Raw genomic sequence first — 18,355 nt, 5'->3', positions numbered from 1 at the left:
AGGTCAACGGGAAATTCGAGAAAAATTCTTGTGTGGCAGGAAGTTACGCGGAATACATCGATTCTGGACTGATATTCGAAAATGCAAAAAATTAGCGTTTTTTGCGTTTTTCTTTGGACTTTTTTAGTAGGAGTTCAATAGCCTTTAAAAGGTATTTGTAAGGCTTTTATAACACACACCGATCTATATCTCTAATGCACATGGATGAGGCGTTAACGTCTCACCCGGCCTTATGCGTTGGGCGGGTCAACTCACTTTCTTGATCTCCCTCAGATGCCCCTTTTTTAGCTTCGTGCAACGCCAGCAGTCGCTCTTTCTCATCATCAGGGAGCTGTAACAATTTGATGCTGTTTTCATCAAGGAGATAGAGGACGGTTTCAACCCCTTTACGGACAAACACCTCAACGATTTTTTTCTTTTCGTCAGGGGCCAGAAACGACAGCATTTCTAAAATTATTTCGTCGGTCTTACTCGTGCGGTTGTAGGACTTTGATTGAGGCTCGGATGTTTCGCTCTTTTGCAACTCGTTCTTTTCATTCTTAAAGTGTTCTGCGTCTGGCCCTTTCCCCTTACCGGTTAGAAGCCATTCCAAAGAGACACCTTCTTGCTCTGCAATCTTTAACAAGTGTGCTTTGCGTGGTGTGGGCGCAATATCCTTACGCTTGTAGTAATTCTGCAGAGTGCTGACATTCATATCCCAAGCCCTGGCTGCCTGGGATCTAGATGGGTAACGATCTACTAGCTGAAACAGTCGGTGAATCACAGGTTCTTTTACCTCTCCAGTAAAAGAACGTTCTGGTACTTTTCCCATACTACGTTCCTTGATGCGTAACTGCATGATAAATATAACGAATTAAAAGAGCAAAAAGAATTAACAAAAATACCATGGCAATCCTTGATATTCGTTCTTTTTGGTCTTATTCTTTACCTGTAGGGATAACCCTCCGGTTATCCGCACAGATAACTTTTTAGGATAGATGAATGATGACCCAAAGAGAAGATCTGCGTGCCGATTGGCATCCTGAAATCATCAAGGCGGAGATCCACAAGCGTGGATTGTCGTTTCGCGCTCTTTCCGTTAAAGCTGGCTACAAAAGAGATTCGCTCAAAACCGTTCTTCGTACCCCATGCAAGCCTTATCAGCAGATCGTTGCTGATGCCCTGGGAGTTGCACCAGAGATTATCTGGCCCAGCCGTTATGAAACTGAAAGCTATATGCGTAAGGCATCATGAATATGTTCTTTGTCGCAAAGGAATTGGTTGGCTTGCCAGGAATGCCCGCGACAGCGAAAGGTATACGCGAGGCAATGAGCAAGTTAGCAGGGAACTCCCCGGAATTGGCACGTAAGCGCGAAGGGACTAAAGCTTTCGAATACCACCTCGATTGCCTGCCTGCAGAGGCTCGCGAGGTTGTTCGCCAGCGCCACTATAAATCGGTGCTGGAGCAATCCGGTTGCAAGTCAGCCGATTTGCCGGTGAAGCATGTCGCAGTAAAACCGCGCCAGGAACTGGAGCTAATGCGCCAATGTCCTGCCCTGGTTGAGCGTGAAGTGTGCTCTTTAACCGATGACCAAAAGAATATTGCCGACGCTCGCGCCCTGTTGGCCTCGGAGGTGGAAAGATTACGTAATGCCGGATTGTCCCGCCTGTCAGCCGTGAATTATATCGTTGACGGCTCCCGTGGTGGCTCGCTGCCTGAGAACCTGCTGGCCGCCGCTGATTTGGCCAATGCCCGCAAGGGTTCGCGGGTTGGTATCAGCCGCAGTAGCTTGCAGGAATGGGTCTCAATCTTCCAGGCTACCCAGCCAGGACTGGAGCGCCTGGCCATGCTGGCACCAGGACAAAACAAGCGTAAGAACCCAGAGGATAGCTCCTGGTTCTATGGCATGTTTTGGGCGCACTACGCCAACAGGAACGGCCCCAGCGTTCGGGAGGCTTACCGTTCATTCCGTAAGGAGTGGAGCGAGATTTATAGAGAGGAACCGGCTATGCGCAAGGCTTTGCCGTCTTATGATGCCGTGTTGCGTCGTGTGAACAAATTACCGCTGCGTTCCCGTGTCCAGGGGCGTGTTACCGGTTCAGCCAAAAAAGCCTATGAGGTTTACTCCAAGCGCGATTGGGAGCAGATGCCGGTTAATGGCATCTGGATCAGCGATGGTAAATCCATGGATATGAAAGTGGCGCACCCAATCCATGGGCGCCCATTTACGCCAGAGATAACCTTGGTTATTGATGGCCGCACCCGGTTTGTGGTCGGTTGGAGTTTATCTCTGTCGGAAAACACGATAGGTGTCGCCGATGCTTACCGCTTTGGTATGAGGCATTTCGGCAAGCCGTTATTTGTTTATTCGGATAATGGCGGCGGCCAGAAAAACAAAACATTAGATGCTGAAATTACCGGGATATTTCCGCGTATGGGCATAGAACACATGACCGGTATCCCAGGCAACCCGCAGGCTCGCGGTATTATTGAACGCCTTAACGCCGTTATTCCTGAGCGGATAACCTGACAGCCGCAGAGCTGGCTGCTGTTCCGGTTGAAGTCGGTTATCTTGGCGTAATGGCTACCGCACCCACCCCTACTACCATTAACTATCTTCTGCAAACACGTGCTGACGGTATGAGTTGGCAAACAACAGGTAATGCCGATTGGACACCAACAGTAACCTTAAACCAGGCAGTAGGGCGTTTTAGCAAAACTTTGAAGGTCAACTTAGTCCAATCTCCTGCTATTGGCTCTGGTGCCATTATCAATGATGAGATCGTTCGCATTGATGGGGTTGATCTCATCAACGGAATAATCACTGTCGGGCGAGGATGCGCAGATACATTACCGACCCTCCATCCAATTGGGTCTTCTCTGCGATTTTTTCAGAATGCAATAGAAGGTGATGGCCGAGAATATTTGGCAGGGGAGACGATAGACGTGAGGTTGTTGGCTCGCACATCACAACAAATGCTAGACCCTTTGCAGGCCCCAATTGAGCATTTGACATTCTCAGCTCGCCAGGCAAAACCATATTTACCGGGAAACATTCGCTTAAATGACGAACTCTATCCCCTCGTTGCAGAGCCTGCAGAAGAATATATTTTAACCTGGTCACACCGTGACAGGCAACTGCAAGCTGACAGGTTGATTGATTATCTAGAAAGCAGCATAGGCCCAGAATTGGGAGTGAATTATGTGATTACTATCGTAAAACTTGACACTCAGGAATCCGTCTGGACTGAGACTGTTAGTGTTGAAACCCTGGTGTTACCTTACTCATCTGAGCTTTCTTCTGAAAACGCCATTCACTCGGTTACGATTAAATCCATCCGTGACGATATTACATCGATGAACCAGTGGGTAATTGAATTGCCCGAGGGTCACTATGTTAATGAGCCACCAACAGAGCCGGAGCAACCTGAAGGTATAGTTTCATGAATATCCTCGACAGCGTGTTATTGAGATCCATTAGAGAGGTTGAGTTATGATGCAGACTCAACCTTACTACTACGGACAAGGTAAAGTTTTCCTTGCCAAGCGTGATGATAACCCGTTGTTGATTTGGCGATGGCTTGGGGACGTTTCAACTCTAAATGTCTCACTCAGTTTCGAAGGTAAAACGACAAAAAGTTCTGTTCATGGGCAACTCTCTGTCAACCAGCGATATATCACCGAGCTTGGCGGGGAGATTGAATCAACATGGCATTCCTTTTCACTTGAAAACCTCTCTTTGCTGATGGGTTCTACATTAACAACCTCTCCGTCTGGGGTTATAGAAAGTTTTGATTTGCCTAGTGGCATAAAGGCTGGAGACCGTATCGCTTTACCTCATCAGGAGGTTTGGGCACTTTCGATAACCGGTTTGTCAGAACATATTGATTATCATGTGGAACCAGCCTGGGGAGTTATAGAATTTTTATTAACACCCGGCTTATCAATTTTACGTGTCAGTTATAAACACTCCGGCAGCGAAATATTACCTATCTTCAATGAGGCACAGGGTGAGTATGCATTGAGGTATGAAGGGAGAAATCTTGCTGAAAATAATGAGCCAACATTGTTGGAGTTCTATCGGTTATCATTTGATCCTGCAGTGATTCTAAAGCTTATTAATAATGAAAGTGAACTTGCCGGACTTGAGACTAAAGCCATCATTCTGCCTGACATGTCAAAGTCATCAGATGCAACATTCGGACGCTTTGGACGACTTATTTATATTCCCATTACTGATTCTACCCATGGAAAACTGAGTCCTATCTATACCACTGCATCAACCAGCGGTGAGATTGTCACTATTTACCCTAAATGAAATTATTAGGAGCTGCATCATGGCTGGCGAATTCTTTGCTATTCTAACCGACGCCGGAAAAATTGCTTTAGCACAAGCATTGATTACTAACATCCCGGTAAGGATCACCGATATCGCGGTGGGGGATGGTGCGGGACAGCAGTACACGCCAACACCGGCGCAAACGCAATTGCGTGGCGAAACGTGGCGAAACCCGATCAACAATTTGCGTACCGTTTCTGATGTTTCCAATCAGATACTTGCCGAGGGTTTAATACCAACAAGTGTTGGAGGATGGTACATTCGAGAGGTTGGGCTTTTTGATGACAAAGGCACGATGATTGCCGTATCAAATTACCCTGAAACATTCAAGCCCCTCCCAACGTCGGGAACTCGAAAACAAATATTCATCGAGATTATTATTAATGTTGATAATGCCGCCGCCGTAAACCTTTTGGTTGATGAGAATGTAGCTGTTGTGGACAGAGTCACCTTCGATACGCTGTCAGGGAAAGTTGATCGCTTAAACTATCCTGGTGCGACAATCATTTTCGATGATGCTAACGCAGTAACAAAATCAGATTTATTACCCGTAGCTATCGCCAATAGTTTTAGGGCTTGCATCGGTCCTTTTCATCATGGCATTGCGTCTGGATACAATTATGTCACGCTTCCTGAGATGATAGATTCTTGCCGCGCCCTCAATGGTGAGATTTTATCTCACTCGATGAATGGCTTTGTTTTTGATGATACTGTCGAGCTATCGGTTGGTGAGTCTTGGCTTGAAACATCTCAACTTGAATTTAGTCAAATGGGGTTTAATCCTCATGGGTTTATTGCCCCTGGTTCGGTACTTGCATCGAAATTCATCCCTAAATTAAAAGCTTGCTATGACTATGCATATATTCGTTCCGCAACCATGACCAACAACACTAATGCTGTCAATTTGCCAGGAACAGATCGCTACAACATGGTTCGTGTTGCAATCGAAAGCATCACTTTTGAAAGAGCAAAGCAATATATTGACTATGCAAAAACGGTGGGTGCTTATGTGTGCTTCTATACGCACTCATTTGTCTCTTGGTTGCCTGATCTGATGGCATATATCAAGAGCAATGGTATGGAGGTAACACCCAGTGAATGGGTTGGGAAACAGTGGGGGATCACTAAGGATTCCATGGTTCTTCCGACCGAAAACCTTATCAACAACACATCATTTCAATCATTGACGCCGACCAGCGATCCGTTTAACTGGACGCTAGATCTCAGCGGGTTAAATGCACCTACAAAAAAGGTAACGATTGGGAATGGTATCGGTCTTATGGATATCAACTCCTATTCTAACCCCGCTGGTGCGGCGGGATATTTGCGGTATAGACATCAAACAGGGCCGATTAACGTATATACACCGATTTGCTTTAGCATTAACGCAAGTTCTAACTATTCCCAAAAACCCGGAGAGGTAACGACGAATACCAAAGTTACACTATCCATGCGCCTGATATCGGTTACTGGGACTCTTTTACGTGCCAGCCCTGTTCGTGTGTATGTAGCCACCGCAGACCGGCCCGTGCTTTATGTTAATGATGGGTTTGTTGTGCCACCTTCAAGCGGCCCCGCGGCATCACACATTGATATTGAGGTTAAGTTTGAGACGATAGCGGCTGGTGATACGAGGATAATATTTTCTTCTCCTCAACTTGAGAGGGCAGGATTGCCGACGCGGTACAAGTATTCCCAGTTTCCAAGTAGTTATTTTTCGCGTATCAGAAGGACTACCGGGCTATCGATTGCAGCAAACACGGTCACGACTGTCGCCTTTAATACTGTGTTAGAGGGGAGTAATTATGTATACGATACATCTACAGGAGTTTTATCGGCGAGCGACGGTCGAAATTATCTATTGCAGGTCACGCTTGGATTGAACGGTTTAGCGCCTGGGGACTCAGTCATTTTGTACCTCCAGGTCGATGGTGTAGCTAACTATCCGGCGTATGCTGTAGCAGCGTTAGGTAAGAATGTATTCAATGCATCTTGGACTGTCCGAGGGGACAGCAGAGCTTACTCAATCGCAATTAGTCATAATAGTGCTTCTGCAAGGTCTATAACTACCTTCTCAGACGCAGCGCTTACAATATCCGCAACTAACTGATTGAATTACAAAATATAGGAATAACCTTGCTTTGAACAGCTAACTATCCAGATGGTTAGCTGTTAGTTTAATGGGTGTCAGATGCAGGCGGTAAATTCTCTTTTGCGTTTTGTTTTGGACTATCCGAAATCCCAATTTATCACCGCGATTTCTAGTCCGGAATAATGCGCAAAACAGTCCGATATATTTCGCCGCGCTACAAACTGGCGTTAACACGGTTACCATAGCCATCACTGATACTTCGGAACCAGCTGGCATCACCGTCACGCAGGAAGTGATAGGTGCCTTGTCCTTCGCTCCACTGCACACAATATTCGTTGCTGAACTCATCCTGCTTCAGGCTGATGACACCGTCGCCAAGACGATTGGTGGTAAGCGGCGTTTGCGGGGTTGGCAACAGGAAACGGGTGACACGGTTTTCATCATCGAAGAACCAGGCAACGGCTTCCTGTGTCTGCTCATCAACGCCGAAGATCAACTGTGGGTTGGCGCTATGACTCCAGCCCCAGCCCAGTGCGTCACGCTGTTCGATACCGCTGCTGCGGTAGAAGCGTCGCCAGACAAAGGGTAGGATACCGGGCAGGGTGATATCACTTAAGGTGAGTAATTCTTCACCAGAAAATAGAGATACCGGATCGCCACTGTCACGCGTCTTGGCCGCAGGAAGGGCACTGTCGCCACCGGGAGTTTGCGCACTGGCGTTCGCATTAGGAGCTGTTGACTTGACCACCACTTTGTTGGTGCCAGCCCGGTACACCATTTCCGCATTGGTGTGGTTGGTTAACTCACCCACTCGGGATTGGGTGGCGGTTTTGTAATGCTCAGGATTAAAGGGGATTGCCCCTTGGGCTGGGGTTCCTTTGAGACGTTTTTTCACTTCGAGAGGAAGTTGGTACAGCTTGGCAAGATCCTGACTGATTAGCCTCGCCACGATGATGTTCATCGGTTTTTTAGCCATGATGAGCTGCCTTACCTTCATCTGAGGTATGAACCAGGCCGCTGAGCGAATCCAATGTAGACAGCATTTTTTTGCACAACTCGGCGGGCAGAACCAGCATCAGGGCAAACATCACCAGCAGGTTACCAAAGGCGTTGGCAAGAAAGTTGGCGAGTTGCTGTGGGGTCAGTAACTGGAAGTAGTTGTAGATGGCTGTGCCCATAATGAACATCATGATCTCGTCACTCAACAGGCTCAGGGAATCTTTCAGCTCTTCGCTGCCTTGTTCTGCCATGGCCTTTAACTTCGCCAGACCGTCATCGTCAAAAAATGCCCGTAATTTGTCGGCGTACTTGTCGACATTAGTCAGCCACCTCCACACCTCTTCAAGGGTTTTGAAAAGCTGAGTAAGTTGAGAAAGTGCCCCGTTCATAAACTCTGCCGCTGCTTCCAGCACGTTGACCTCTGCTCCTATCTTAATAAAGCGCGCCCATTCAGCCCGTTGTGACGTCTCCCATTTCTTAACCAGAAAGTCGGAATATTCCTTAATTACCGCCTGATAGGATTGATATAAATTAGCTTTATCCTTCTCGGTGATATCGGGATTGACCAGCAGCACATAGTCATACCCGGCCTGGCAAGGGGGTAAGGTAATGGTAGCCTTACCCTGTTGATCGAAATGGAGTGGGCCGGGATTGCTACCGGGATCCAAAGGAATATCCCGACCAGGGTCAAGCCGTATGGGATCGTGCCCGGCGCTTAAGTAGGCGACCTTTTCAAAGGGAGAGGGCTTTGGGCGTTTAACCAACTGGTAACTGGCGTTTGGAATGGGCAGGTAAAAAGTAGAACGGAAAGCGTGGGTCAGGGTAATTTGCTGCGTTTCTCTCCCACAGGCCATGGCGACGCCGATCGTGCTATCGGACAGTTTGGCATTCTGGCTTTTCATATCACCCACGCGGATCTGCTGTTTCATGGTGAGCTTTGGCCCATAAAGCCAGTGCCTGCTCTTCACCTTGTAGCTTTCAATCACCTGGCTGAAATCGGCGATCATGGCCGCATATTCAACCTCTTTGTGCGGCATAGTAGGCAGCGGGGGCTTGCCACACATCGCACTGCGTCCAGCATTCAGCTTGCGACATAGTTCGAACATGTTATCCATGACATTGGCTCTCCATGATAATTATGACTCTTCGAGGGTGCGCAAGATCTCAGCCAGGATCTGGGGATCGTGACGTCGCTGCGGAGTAAGCAGGCGACGTATTTTTTTATCCAGTATCGCGTCGGGCCACCGGGCGATTATTTCGGGATAGTCTTGGCGCAGGATCTGGCGGATATTGAGTACCAACGGCAATACGCTTTCATCCAGCAACGCATCCACCACACCTTGAGGGACTCGCCACCAAGGGAACGCCTGTAACGGCGCACCAGGGTTTACCGGGCAGGTGAAAGCTCGGCTATTAACCCAATAAGCGGAAAAGACCGGCAGGATCTCGCCCCAGTGGTCGCCGTAATAATCAAAGTAGGTGGGGAGAAACCGGCCATCCCAGTAGCGGAAAAATACCTCTTTACCAGAAGACATGATCACCTGGGTCAGGCCACGAAGATGGTCCGTAATGATGGTCTGCGGCAGCGGCGAACGCGCCAGCCAGCCCCAGTTGCGCAGGGGCGTCTCTGCCACCCAGCGCAGGAATGGGCTACCTTCATTGATTTGCACCAGCACCGGCATCACTTCAAACCAGTTGGCATATTGCGTGTTGGCATAAAGCCCGAAAGGCGTGCGGCTGCCGTCCTCACGGTAATAGGCTTTGATGCCTTCAGCACCGTTGGTATTGGCCAGAACGGCGTATAACGGCGTGCCAGCCGTGTTCCTCAGCCAGCCCGGTAAGGTCTGTTGCATGTCTGTTCTTCCTTGACGACGCAAATAATGAGTGTGGCGGTCGCGCAAATGGCAATAACGCGTCTTCCCCGATTAAAATACGACCGAACTGGCGCTTTTAGCGGGAATAGCATTAGCATGACTGGAGTATTTACCAGAGCGTAGAGTAATGAGGATAAAAGCTGATATCAATGTTTACAGACGGTTAATCGCAAAAATGTCGTTGTAAACATTAAAATTTTTTATAGTATATTTTTTAATCATAAACCTGATTAATGGTTTAGATCGGGCAACCAAGGAAGGATTGAGGAGGGGCACTAAGCTGTTGAAATACCTATGCCCCATAGAAGGGGCATAGGTTATTAGCTGTTGCGATTACTCGCCTTTCACACGTTCGATATTGGCACCCAGCGCACGCAGTTTGTCTTCAATGCGCTCGTAGCCGCGGTCGATGTGATAAATACGATCCACCACCGTTACGCCTTCGGCAATACAGCCTGCCAATACCAGGCTGGCAGAGGCACGCAGATCGGTCGCCATCACCTGTGCACCAGAAAGCTGCTCTACGCCGTGGCAAATCACGGTGTTGCTCTCGATTTCTGCATGTGCGCCCATACGGATCAGCTCAGGCACGTGCATAAAGCGGTTTTCGAAGATCGTCTCGGTGATCACGCCGGTCCCTTCCGCTACCAGGTTCAACAGGCTGAACTGCGCCTGCATATCGGTTGGGAAACCAGGGTGTGGAGCCGTACGCAGGGTTACCGCTTTCGGGCGTTTGCCATGCATGTCCAGGCTGATCCAGTCTTCACCCACTTCGATTTCAGCCCCTGCTTCACGCAGTTTGGCCAACACCGCATCCAGCGTATCTGGACGGGTATTGCGGCACAGCACCTTGCCACCGGAAACGGCAGCGGCAACCAGGAAGGTACCGGTTTCGATACGGTCTGGCAGCACACGGTAAACCCCGCCACCTAAGCGCTCAACGCCTTCGATGGTGATCCTGTCCGTGCCTGCGCCGCTGATTTTGGCACCCAGCGTGTTGAGGAAGTTGGCGGTATCGACGATTTCCGGCTCACGCGCCGCGTTCTCGATGATGGTGGTACCGGTCGCCAGAGTTGCAGCACTCATGATAGTGACGGTCGCGCCTACGCTGACCTTATCCATCACGATATGTGCGCCCTTCAGGCGCCCTTCCACAGAGGCCTTGACGTAGCCCTCTTCCAGTTTGATTTCCGCACCCAGTTGCTCCAGGCCGGTAATGTGCAGATCAACCGGACGGGCACCAATGGCACAACCGCCTGGCAGTGATACCTGGCCACGGCCAAAGCGTGCTACCAGCGGCCCCAATGCCCAAATGGAGGCACGCATGGTTTTCACCAGATCGTAGGGAGCACAAAACTCGTTCACGCCACTGGCATCAACATAGACCGAACCGTTACGCTCGATCTTGGTGCCCAACTGGCTGAGCAGTTTGATGGTGGTGTCAATGTCCTTCAGCTTCGGGACGTTTTGCAGTTCGACAGGCTCTTCCGCCAGCAGGGCGGCAAACAGGATCGGCAGGGCGGCGTTTTTCGCCCCGGAAATGGTCACTTCACCGCTAAGACGGGTCGGGCCATGCACACGAAATTTATCCATTTAACTACTCTCTGTTATCTGTTCTGAGCTGCCTGCCCGCTGGGCAAACAGCCTTAAAATCCGTTGAGTTTGCGATCCCGCTGCCACTCTTCTGGGGTATATGCCTTGATCGACAAAGCATGAATGCGGTTGTCCGCGATGTATTCCATCAGCGGCGCATAGACGGCTTGCTGTTTCTTGACTCGGCTCATGGTGGCGAACAGTTCACCCACGGCGATCACCTGAAAATGGCTGCCATCGCCGGTCACATGCGCTTCTTCCAGTGCCAGCGCCTTCATCAGCACGTCTTTAATTTCGCTATTTTCCATAGTATCCAATTCTGCATCGAAGGATCATAGTCACCCGAGGCGACTTCTTGGCGTCTATCTTAGTGGAATCCGCCGCTTTCTTAAACCAAAGAAAAAGCCCCTGAGCAACAGGGGCCTTTAACTGATTTTTCCCGGTAGAACAGCCAAAAATGTGGCTAACTAGCGGTTTCGACAGGCATTATTGCTGACAAATTGTAGAGCGTGATCAGCGTTTGCAACCGTTCAGTGATGCCGGAAATTTTTATCTCAATTCCCTGCTGACGCCGTTGCTCACGTAAATGCAGCAGCAGGGCCAGGCCGGAAGAGTCCACGCGCTGCAACTGAGCCACATCAATCACGGTTTTATCCGCCAACAACATCTCACGTTGCTGCCACAGCGGCAATAACGTCTCACGATCCAGCTCGCCGCTCAGCACCAGCGTTTGCTGTTGTGATACCCAGCTCAGCGCTGCGGCCATCAGTTTTTCTGATCCAGGGTGATCGGCTGTTTGGCGGCCGCTTGCAGCTGCTGGGTCAAACCGTCTACGCCTTTGAGGCGCAGGGTTGAAGCCCACTCATTCTGCTTGGTGGTAATCATGCTGACGCCTTCGGCGATCATGTCATATGCCTGCCAGTGGCCGGTTTTGCTGTTCTTACGCCATTGGAAATCCAGACGCACCGGCGGGCGGCCACCTTTATCGATGATGGCCACGCGGATCGCAATGATATCGGCATTACCCAGCGGCTGTTCCGGTTCGATCTGATAGGTCTGGCCCTGGTACATAGCCAGTGCCTGGCCATACGCCTGCTCCAGATAAGCCTGGAAGGCGGCGAAGTAAGCTTCACGCTGAGCTGGCGTGGCGTCTTTGTAGTAACGGCCCAGTACCAACGCACCGGCATATTTCACCTGTACGAACGGCATCAGTTCTTCATGCACGATGGTGCGCAGGTAGTTGGGATCCTGCTTGATTTTTGGCTGCTCGCTTTTCAGGCGGGTGAAGGTTTTCTGCGCAGCGTCTTGCATCAGGCTGTATGGGTTAGTCTGATCGACCGCATTAGCTAGCGGTGCAACCACCAGCAGGGCAACCATTAAAAAACGTTTAAACATGCAGGTTTCCTCGATTAATGAGTTGTAGCGGAATGTGCAGCGGCATCCGGTGCCGGAGCAGTGCCATCCGGCGGAGTGGAGCTATCCTGACCACCGCTCTTGTAGAGGAACTGGCCGATCAAGTCTTCCAGCACCATGGCTGACTTGGTGTCCTGAATGGTCCCGCCATCTTTAAGGATAGTCGTACCCATCTCGGGATCTTCAAAACCGACGTTCAGCGCCAGATACTGCTCCCCCAGCAGGCCGGAGGTGCGGATCGCCAACGAGCTGGTATCCGGGATCTGGTTGTATTGTTGCTGGATATCCAGCGCCACGCGTGGCGTGTAGGTCTTCGGATCGAGGGAGATAGCCGCAACCCGGCCAATCATCACCCCACCGATCTTCACCGGTGAACGTGCTTTCAAACCACCGATATTATCGAAAGTGGCGTAGATACGGTAAGTCGGTTCATTACCGATCGATTTAATATTGGCCACCTGGAGGCAGAGGAAGACGATGGCGCACAGCGCAATCAGCATAAACGCCCCAACCCAGATTTCACTCTTCTTCGTTTGCATCTAATCAATTCCCAAACATCAGTGCAGTCAGCACGAAATCCAATCCCAACACCGCCAGTGACGAATGTACCACGGTCCTTGTCGTTGCCTGACTAATCCCTTCAGAGGTCGGTACCGCATCGTAACCATTGAAGATCGCAATCCAGCTAACGGTAATGGCAAATACCACGCTCTTGATCAGGCAGTTAAGTAAATCCTGACGCCATTCAACGGCCCCTTGCATCGCCGACCAGAAGAAACCGCTGTCGATCCCCTTCCAGTCCACGCCGACAATCGCGCCGCCCCAGATGCCGATGGCCACGAAAATAATCGTCAGCAGCGGCATGCTGATAAGGCCGGCCCAGAAACGTGGAGCAACAATACGCCGCAGCGGATCGATCGCCATCATTTCCAAACTGGAGAGCTGCTCGGTGGCCTTCATCAGGCCGATTTCAGCAGTCAAAGCCGAACCGGCGCGGCCAGCGAACAGCAGAGCGGTCACCACCGGCCCCAGTTCACGCAGTAATGACAACGCCACCATCATGCCCAGGCTCGCCTCGGCACTGTAGGTGGTGAGGACGATGTAACCTTGCAGCCCTAACACCATGCCGATAAACAAGCCGGAAACCATGATGATCAACAGCGACTGCACACCCACACTGTGTAGCTGTTTGAGCAGCAGCGGCCATTGTTTACGCGGCTCCGGGCGCCCGATCAGCGCGTGGAACAGCATCAACCCGGCGCGTCCAAAGGCTGCGCTGGTGTTGATGCCACGGCGCCCTAACGACGCTAACGCCTTTAAAAACATGAGGTTATTTACTCCCTTCCCCTAAAAGCTCAGTCTGATAATCACCGGCAGGGTAACGGAATGGTACCGGCCCATCGGCAATACCATCCAGAAACTGTCGCACTCGCGCATCAGGATTGTTCTGTAATTGCGCTGCCGAGCCTTCGGCAATCACATGGTGATCCGCCACAATATAGGCGTAATCCGCGATACTCAACACTTCTGGCACATCATGGGATACCACAATGCAGGTGATGCCAAGCGCGTGGTTCAGCTCATCGATTAGCTTGACCAGTACGCCCATGGTGATCGGATCCTGACCCACGAAGGGTTCGTCGAACATGATCAATGTCGGATCCAGCGCAATAGCACGAGCTAAAGCGGCGCGCCGTGCCATACCGCCAGAAAGTTCGTTCGGCATCAGATCTGCCGCGCCACGTAGCCCTACGGCTTCCAGCTTCATCAGCACCGTACTGCGCAGGATCGGTTCCGGCAGACGGCTGTGTTCACGCAGCGGGTAAGCCACGTTCTCAAATACTGTCAGATCGGTGAACAGCGCTCCCGACTGAAACAGCATGCTCATCTTCTTGCGCGACTCATACAACTGATGGCGCGACAACGCCGGAATGTTGTCCCCATCAAACCAGATCTCGCCGCAGTCCGGGCTCAACTGGCCACCAATCAGGCGTAACAGCGTGGTTTTACCAATGCCGGACGGCCCCATGATGGCCGTCACTTTGCCACGGGGAACCGTCAGGTTGATGTCTTCGAATATCAGCCGATCGCCGCGAGAGAAGCTCATGCCGCGCACTTCGACCAGATTATCTGCCTTCTGGTGCATGTTTATTGATCCTGTACAGGCTGTTTTTTGCCAAATCATCCGTGATGGTAAAGCAATAGGGGGCGATACGCCCTATTTTTACCGAAACTTACCCTCAATACGCTACCAATGATGCCATAGGTTTTACTTTTAGGCTCCAGACGGTCAAAATTAGGAAATAACGCAAAAAAATAAAGTCTGACTGATGACAAACTGAGTATGTTTCTGAGGGCGCAGCATGCAGCGCCCCCTACAAAGCCAGTTCATCAGGATTAGTCACCGTCTTATGGTTCGATCTTTAACCGGGAAAATTCGTTGTTGTGTACAACGTAGGGTAAGCAAGCTGGCCGATGATGGCCTTTAACCAACGAACCGGGATTATCATACCCTATGGATTTCAAGCTGCAGCTAAGCGACAAGCTCATTCCTCCCCAGGAGCTTACTTTTGTAAGTGACTGGGGTGGGCGAGTGCAGGTAACAACGCTGCAGCTTGAAAGACGACGGGTATACCCATATAGGACCCTGAATGTTTCTCGCAATAGTACTGTTAGTCGTTGGTTTATTTTTACTGGTGTATGGGGCGGATAGATTAGTTTATGGTGCGGCGGTGATTAGCCGTTCGCTGGGGGTTCCCCCGTTGATTATCGGCATGACGATAGTCGGTATTGGCACTTCGTTGCCAGAATTGATTGTGTCGGTCACCGCTGCCCTCAATGGGCAGACCAACCTGGCGGTGGGCAACGTGATTGGCTCCAACATCACCAATATTTTACTGATCCTGGGGATGGCGGCCCTGATCCATCCACTGTCGGTTCGCTCCGAAGTGTTGCGGCGTGAACTGCCGCTGATGCTGGGGGTTATCCTGCTGTGCGGCTACGTGCTGATGGATAACACCCTGAGCCGGTTCGATGGCGTGCTGCTACTGTTGGCCGCCGCCGGTTTTATTCTACTGATGCTGAAAATCGCCAGGCTGGCGCAACGTGAAGGCAACGACAGCCTGACGGTGGAGCAACTCGCCGAACTGCCGCAGGACAGCAGCAACACCGTGGCCATTCTCTGGCTGGTGCTGGCCTTCATTATTCTGCCGCTGTCATCAAAGATGATCATCGATAACGCTTCGGTGATTGCCCACTACTTTGGCCTGAGCGAACTGGTGGTTGGCCTGACGATTATCGCCATCGGCACCAGCCTGCCCGAATTGGCCACCTCGATCGCCGGAGCACTAAAAGGCGAAGATGATATGGCGGTAGGGAATATCATCGGTTCGACGATTTTTAACACGGTGATCGTACTGGGCGTCCCGGCCCTGCTGTCACCGGGCAGTATCGATCCCGCCGCCTTCCAGCGCGATTACTGGGTGATGCTGGCGGCCGGTATCCTGCTTGCCGCGCTGTGTATTGGCCGCAAACATCGTATCGGTCATCTGGCGGGAGCTCTGTTATTATGTGGCTTTATTGCGTATCTTGCAGTGCTGTTCTTTAACCCTTTTCAGCTCTTTTAGCTTTACCCTATAGCATTCGAGATACAGGTAGGCGGCAACTGAAAGCATCCCTGGGAGCTTAGTTCACTAAGTGACCAGGGTAATTGAAGGCAGCCAACACCCCTGTATCTTGAAGGATGACGGGTAAAACCGTTGGGAATGAGTATGTCATCTAACCAGTTGCAACCGGGCTTTGACTTTCAGCAGGCCGGCAAAGAAGTGCTACAGATTGAGCGTGATGGCCTGGCCCAGCTCGATCGGTACATCAATGCGGATTTCACCCGGGCATGTGAGGCGATCGCCGGATGCTGCGGTAAAGTCGTGGTCATGGGCATGGGCAAATCCGGCCATATCGGCTGCAAAATTGCCGCTACGCTGGCCAGCACCGGAACCCCGGCGTTCTTCGTGCATCCAGCGGAGGCCAGTCACGGCGATCTGGGGATGGTTTCAGCGCAGGACATCGTGCTGGCGATCTCCAATTCCGGTGAGTCGAACGAAATTCTGGCGCTGATCCCGGTGTTGAAACGCCAGCAGATCCCACTGATTTGCATGACCAACAACCCGGAAAGCTCAATGGGCAAGGCGGCAGAAGTGCATCTGTGCATCAAGGTACCGCAGGAGGCTTGCCCACTGGGCCTGGCCCCTACCACCAGCACCACCGCCACTTTGGTCATGGGCGATGCGTTAGCCGTAGCGCTGCTGAAGGCCCGGGGCTTTACCCCGGAAGATTTCGCCCTGTCTCACCCTGGTGGAGCATTGGGCCGCCGCCTGCTGCTGCGCGTTAGCGATATCATGCACAGCGGCGACGAAATTCCGCACGTCAGCGCCGAAGCCTCACTGCGCGACGCGCTGTTGGAAATCACCCGTAAGAACCTGGGCATGACGGTGATTTGCGACGATCTGATGAAGATCGCCGGTATTTTTACCGACGGTGACCTACGCCGGGTGTTCGATATGGGCATCGATCTGAATAATGCCAAAATTACCGATGTCATGACGCTGGGCGGTATCCGGGTGCGCCCGAACCTGCTGGCGGTCGATGCGCTCAATCTGATGCAGCAACGCCATATCACCGCCGTGCTGGTTGCCGATGGCGACCAATTGCTGGGTGTGATACATATGCATGACATGTTGCGCGCTGGCGTCGTTTAATGAAAGGAACCCACTGCATGAGTCTGGTTGAAACCTGTTACGGGCCGGTAGCTGAAGAAGTCATGGCCCGCGCCGGGAAAATCCGCCTGCTGATTTGTGATGTCGACGGCGTGCTGTCAGACGGCCTGATCTACATGGGCAACAACGGCGAAGAGCTGAAAGCCTTCAACGTCCGTGACGGCTACGGCATCCGCTGCCTGAAAACCTCAGGGATCGAGGTGGCCATCATCACCGGGCGTTCAGCCAAGCTGTTGGAAGACCGGGCAAAAACGCTGGATATCACCCATCTGTATCAGGGTCAGTCCGATAAGCTTTTGGCCTTCCGTGAACTGTTGGATAAACTGTCCCTGATGCCAGATGAGATCGCCTACATCGGCGACGATCTGATCGACTGGCCGGTCATGGCCGAAGTCGGTCTGGCCGTCACGGTGGCCGATGCGCATCCAATTTTGTTACCTCGCGCCCACTATGTGACCCGCATCAACGGTGGTCGTGGTGCAGTACGCGAGCTGTGTGACCTGATCCTGCTGGCGCAAAACAAGCTGGAGGACGCCAAAGGGCTGTCAATATGAGTAAAACCAAACTTTGGATCACCCTCTTGCTGACCGTGATCGTGCTGGCGCTGATTGGCTGGAACATGGCCGACTTCAGCGATGACGGCAGCTCGGTACCGGTCAACAACGAAGACCCGACCTATCAGAGCCAGCATACCGTGACCGTGGTGTACAATCCGGCCGGGCAACTAAGCTACAAGCTGGTGGCAGAAGAGGTTAAATATTATACCGCCGATGAGTTAAGCTGGTTCACCCAACCAGTGATGACGCTGTTTGATGAGAATGCCGTGGCCACCTGGTCAATACGCGCCGATCGCGCCAAACTGACCAAAAACCGCATGCTGTATCTGTACGGCCACGTGGAGGTGAACAGTTTGACAACCACCTCACAGCTGGAAAAAATTAAAACCGATAATGCCCAGATTAATCTGGTCACACAGGACGTTTCTTCCGATGATGAAGTGACCCTGTTCGGTACGAACTTCACCTCTAACGGCATGAAAATGCGTGGCAATCTGCGGAACAAAACCGCTGAGCTGATTGATAAGGTTAAGACCAACTATGAAATTCAAAACCAAAAAACAACTCCGTAATCTGTTGATCGTCAGCCTCGTTTTGACCGCCAGTTCCCCCGCATTGGCGTTGAAATCCGACTCTGACCAACCGGTAAGTATCGACTCGCTGAAACAGTCGCTGGATATGCAGAGCAACGTCAGCACCTTTACCGACAACGTGGTGATCAAGCAGGGCACCA

21 protein-coding genes are annotated in these 18,355 nt (G+C 51.3%); 10 read left to right on the top strand and 11 right to left on the bottom strand.

The window, feature by feature from the left end; translation table 11 throughout:
• Positions 1–220 precede the first annotated feature (220 nt).
• Positions 221–811: a hypothetical protein gene (locus ACLQ7H_RS13435; RefSeq protein ID WP_411753105.1), complete on the bottom strand. Its 591-nt coding sequence runs from the start codon at positions 809–811 to the stop codon at positions 221–223.
• A gap of 173 nt (positions 812–984) precedes the next feature.
• On the opposite strand from ACLQ7H_RS13435, the gene ACLQ7H_RS13430 reads away from it, so the two are divergent.
• From ACLQ7H_RS13430 to ACLQ7H_RS13410, 5 genes are all read left to right on the top strand, one after another.
• Positions 985–1,233: a helix-turn-helix domain-containing protein gene (locus ACLQ7H_RS13430; protein WP_411753113.1), complete on the top strand. Its 249-nt coding sequence runs from the start codon at positions 985–987 to the stop codon at positions 1,231–1,233.
• The gene (locus ACLQ7H_RS13425) at positions 1,230–2,510 is read left to right on the top strand and encodes a DNA-binding protein (RefSeq protein WP_411753104.1); all 1,281 of its coding nucleotides are present in this window, start codon (positions 1,230–1,232) and stop codon (positions 2,508–2,510) included. Before ACLQ7H_RS13430 ends, ACLQ7H_RS13425 begins: the two co-directional genes overlap by 4 nt.
• Positions 2,511–2,620: 110 nt before the next feature.
• Complete coding sequence (locus tag ACLQ7H_RS13420; protein ID WP_411753103.1) at positions 2,621–3,427, top strand: hypothetical protein; 807 nt, start codon at positions 2,621–2,623, stop codon at positions 3,425–3,427.
• Between the two features lie 46 nt (positions 3,428–3,473).
• Positions 3,474–4,298 (top strand): hypothetical protein, encoded by an 825-nt coding sequence (locus ACLQ7H_RS13415; protein ID WP_411753102.1) that lies wholly within the window; start codon positions 3,474–3,476, stop codon positions 4,296–4,298.
• A 19-nt stretch (positions 4,299–4,317) separates the two neighbouring features.
• Complete coding sequence (locus ACLQ7H_RS13410; RefSeq protein ID WP_411753101.1) at positions 4,318–6,429, top strand: phage tail protein; 2,112 nt, start codon at positions 4,318–4,320, stop codon at positions 6,427–6,429.
• Between the two features lie 196 nt (positions 6,430–6,625).
• Here the strand turns inward: ACLQ7H_RS13410 and ACLQ7H_RS13405 are convergent, their stop codons facing one another.
• The 10 genes from ACLQ7H_RS13405 to mlaF all read right to left on the bottom strand — a co-directional run bounded on the left by ACLQ7H_RS13405 (position 6,626) and on the right by mlaF (position 14,436).
• A complete protein-coding gene (locus ACLQ7H_RS13405; protein WP_411753100.1) occupies positions 6,626–7,387 on the bottom strand; it encodes a DUF6531 domain-containing protein in 762 nt (253 codons plus the stop codon).
• The gene (locus ACLQ7H_RS13400) at positions 7,380–8,516 is read right to left on the bottom strand and encodes a hypothetical protein (RefSeq protein WP_411753099.1); all 1,137 of its coding nucleotides are present in this window, start codon (positions 8,514–8,516) and stop codon (positions 7,380–7,382) included. Before ACLQ7H_RS13400 ends, ACLQ7H_RS13405 begins: the two co-directional genes overlap by 8 nt.
• 30 nt (positions 8,517–8,546) lie before the next feature.
• Positions 8,547–9,263, bottom strand: a complete 717-nt coding sequence (locus ACLQ7H_RS13395; RefSeq protein WP_411753098.1) for a DUF4123 domain-containing protein — start codon at positions 9,261–9,263, stop codon at positions 8,547–8,549.
• 354 nt (positions 9,264–9,617) lie between these two features.
• Complete coding sequence (murA, locus tag ACLQ7H_RS13390; RefSeq protein ID WP_411753097.1) at positions 9,618–10,877, bottom strand: UDP-N-acetylglucosamine 1-carboxyvinyltransferase; 1,260 nt, start codon at positions 10,875–10,877, stop codon at positions 9,618–9,620.
• A gap of 53 nt (positions 10,878–10,930) precedes the next feature.
• Complete coding sequence (gene ibaG, locus ACLQ7H_RS13385) at positions 10,931–11,185, bottom strand: BolA family iron metabolism protein IbaG (RefSeq protein ID WP_021180689.1); 255 nt, start codon at positions 11,183–11,185, stop codon at positions 10,931–10,933.
• A 155-nt stretch (positions 11,186–11,340) separates the two neighbouring features.
• Positions 11,341–11,643, bottom strand: a complete 303-nt coding sequence (gene mlaB / locus ACLQ7H_RS13380; RefSeq protein WP_411753096.1) for a lipid asymmetry maintenance protein MlaB — start codon at positions 11,641–11,643, stop codon at positions 11,341–11,343.
• Positions 11,643–12,272, bottom strand: coding sequence for a phospholipid-binding protein MlaC (gene mlaC / locus ACLQ7H_RS13375; protein WP_411753095.1), 630 nt, complete (start codon positions 12,270–12,272; stop codon positions 11,643–11,645). Before mlaC ends, mlaB begins: the two co-directional genes overlap by 1 nt.
• A gap of 14 nt (positions 12,273–12,286) precedes the next feature.
• Entirely contained in the window at positions 12,287–12,829 is a 543-nt protein-coding gene (gene mlaD / locus ACLQ7H_RS13370) for an outer membrane lipid asymmetry maintenance protein MlaD (protein WP_411753094.1), read from the bottom strand.
• Between the two features lie 4 nt (positions 12,830–12,833).
• Positions 12,834–13,616 (bottom strand): lipid asymmetry maintenance ABC transporter permease subunit MlaE, encoded by a 783-nt coding sequence (gene mlaE / locus ACLQ7H_RS13365; RefSeq protein ID WP_021806955.1) that lies wholly within the window; start codon positions 13,614–13,616, stop codon positions 12,834–12,836.
• A gap of 4 nt (positions 13,617–13,620) precedes the next feature.
• Complete coding sequence (mlaF, locus tag ACLQ7H_RS13360) at positions 13,621–14,436, bottom strand: phospholipid ABC transporter ATP-binding protein MlaF (RefSeq protein WP_411753093.1); 816 nt, start codon at positions 14,434–14,436, stop codon at positions 13,621–13,623.
• A gap of 505 nt (positions 14,437–14,941) precedes the next feature.
• Between mlaF and ACLQ7H_RS13355 the strand changes: the two genes are divergently transcribed.
• The 5 genes from ACLQ7H_RS13355 to ACLQ7H_RS13335 form a co-directional block, all read left to right on the top strand.
• On the top strand, positions 14,942–15,916 hold the full coding sequence (locus tag ACLQ7H_RS13355) for a calcium/sodium antiporter (RefSeq protein ID WP_411753092.1): 975 nt from the start codon (positions 14,942–14,944) through the stop codon (positions 15,914–15,916).
• A gap of 144 nt (positions 15,917–16,060) precedes the next feature.
• Complete coding sequence (gene kdsD / locus ACLQ7H_RS13350; RefSeq protein WP_411753091.1) at positions 16,061–17,047, top strand: arabinose-5-phosphate isomerase KdsD; 987 nt, start codon at positions 16,061–16,063, stop codon at positions 17,045–17,047.
• A 17-nt stretch (positions 17,048–17,064) separates the two neighbouring features.
• Positions 17,065–17,619 carry a 3-deoxy-manno-octulosonate-8-phosphatase KdsC gene (gene kdsC, locus ACLQ7H_RS13345; protein WP_411753090.1) on the top strand — a complete coding sequence of 185 codons (555 nt, stop codon included), beginning with the start codon at positions 17,065–17,067 and terminating at the stop codon, positions 17,617–17,619.
• Complete coding sequence (lptC, locus tag ACLQ7H_RS13340; protein WP_411753089.1) at positions 17,616–18,194, top strand: LPS export ABC transporter periplasmic protein LptC; 579 nt, start codon at positions 17,616–17,618, stop codon at positions 18,192–18,194. The genes kdsC and lptC overlap by 4 nt, the downstream gene beginning before the upstream one ends.
• A partial coding sequence (locus ACLQ7H_RS13335) for an LptA/OstA family protein (RefSeq protein WP_411753088.1) occupies positions 18,163–18,355 on the top strand: 193 nt, incomplete at its 3' end. The genes lptC and ACLQ7H_RS13335, both read left to right, overlap by 32 nt.

Origin of the sequence: Serratia sp. (in: enterobacteria), from assembly GCF_046715635.1 — a bacterium.
Classification (GTDB): domain Bacteria; phylum Pseudomonadota; class Gammaproteobacteria; order Enterobacterales; family Enterobacteriaceae; genus Chania.
Note: the sequence above shows the minus strand (reverse complement) of the source record. Positions and strands in the feature narration are given on the sequence as shown.

Bases quoted from the DNA above. Each gene is read 5' to 3' on its own strand.
- ibaG (WP_021180689.1), bottom strand. From the start codon at position 11,185: ATGGAAAATAGCGAAATTAAAGACGTGCTGATGAAGGCGCTGGCACTG.
- murA (WP_411753097.1), bottom strand. From the start codon at position 10,877: ATGGATAAATTTCGTGTGCATGGCCCGACCCGTCTTAGCGGTGAAGTG.
- ACLQ7H_RS13400 (WP_411753099.1), bottom strand. From the start codon at position 8,516: ATGTTCGAACTATGTCGCAAGCTGAATGCTGGACGCAGTGCGATGTGT.
- lptC (WP_411753089.1), top strand. From the start codon at position 17,616: ATGAGTAAAACCAAACTTTGGATCACCCTCTTGCTGACCGTGATCGTG.
- ACLQ7H_RS13395 (WP_411753098.1), bottom strand. From the start codon at position 9,263: ATGCAACAGACCTTACCGGGCTGGCTGAGGAACACGGCTGGCACGCCG.
- kdsC (WP_411753090.1), top strand. From the start codon at position 17,065: ATGAGTCTGGTTGAAACCTGTTACGGGCCGGTAGCTGAAGAAGTCATG.
- mlaD (WP_411753094.1), bottom strand. From the start codon at position 12,829: ATGCAAACGAAGAAGAGTGAAATCTGGGTTGGGGCGTTTATGCTGATT.
- ACLQ7H_RS13410 (WP_411753101.1), top strand. From the start codon at position 4,318: ATGGCTGGCGAATTCTTTGCTATTCTAACCGACGCCGGAAAAATTGCT.
- ACLQ7H_RS13405 (WP_411753100.1), bottom strand. From the start codon at position 7,387: ATGGCTAAAAAACCGATGAACATCATCGTGGCGAGGCTAATCAGTCAG.
- mlaB (WP_411753096.1), bottom strand. From the start codon at position 11,643: ATGGCCGCAGCGCTGAGCTGGGTATCACAACAGCAAACGCTGGTGCTG.
- ACLQ7H_RS13435 (WP_411753105.1), bottom strand. From the start codon at position 811: ATGGGAAAAGTACCAGAACGTTCTTTTACTGGAGAGGTAAAAGAACCT.
- ACLQ7H_RS13425 (WP_411753104.1), top strand. From the start codon at position 1,230: ATGAATATGTTCTTTGTCGCAAAGGAATTGGTTGGCTTGCCAGGAATG.
- mlaC (WP_411753095.1), bottom strand. From the start codon at position 12,272: ATGTTTAAACGTTTTTTAATGGTTGCCCTGCTGGTGGTTGCACCGCTA.
- ACLQ7H_RS13420 (WP_411753103.1), top strand. From the start codon at position 2,621: ATGAGTTGGCAAACAACAGGTAATGCCGATTGGACACCAACAGTAACC.
- mlaE (WP_021806955.1), bottom strand. From the start codon at position 13,616: ATGTTTTTAAAGGCGTTAGCGTCGTTAGGGCGCCGTGGCATCAACACC.
- mlaF (WP_411753093.1), bottom strand. From the start codon at position 14,436: ATGCACCAGAAGGCAGATAATCTGGTCGAAGTGCGCGGCATGAGCTTC.
- ACLQ7H_RS13415 (WP_411753102.1), top strand. From the start codon at position 3,474: ATGATGCAGACTCAACCTTACTACTACGGACAAGGTAAAGTTTTCCTT.
- ACLQ7H_RS13430 (WP_411753113.1), top strand. From the start codon at position 985: ATGACCCAAAGAGAAGATCTGCGTGCCGATTGGCATCCTGAAATCATC.
- kdsD (WP_411753091.1), top strand. From the start codon at position 16,061: ATGTCATCTAACCAGTTGCAACCGGGCTTTGACTTTCAGCAGGCCGGC.
- ACLQ7H_RS13355 (WP_411753092.1), top strand. From the start codon at position 14,942: ATGTTTCTCGCAATAGTACTGTTAGTCGTTGGTTTATTTTTACTGGTG.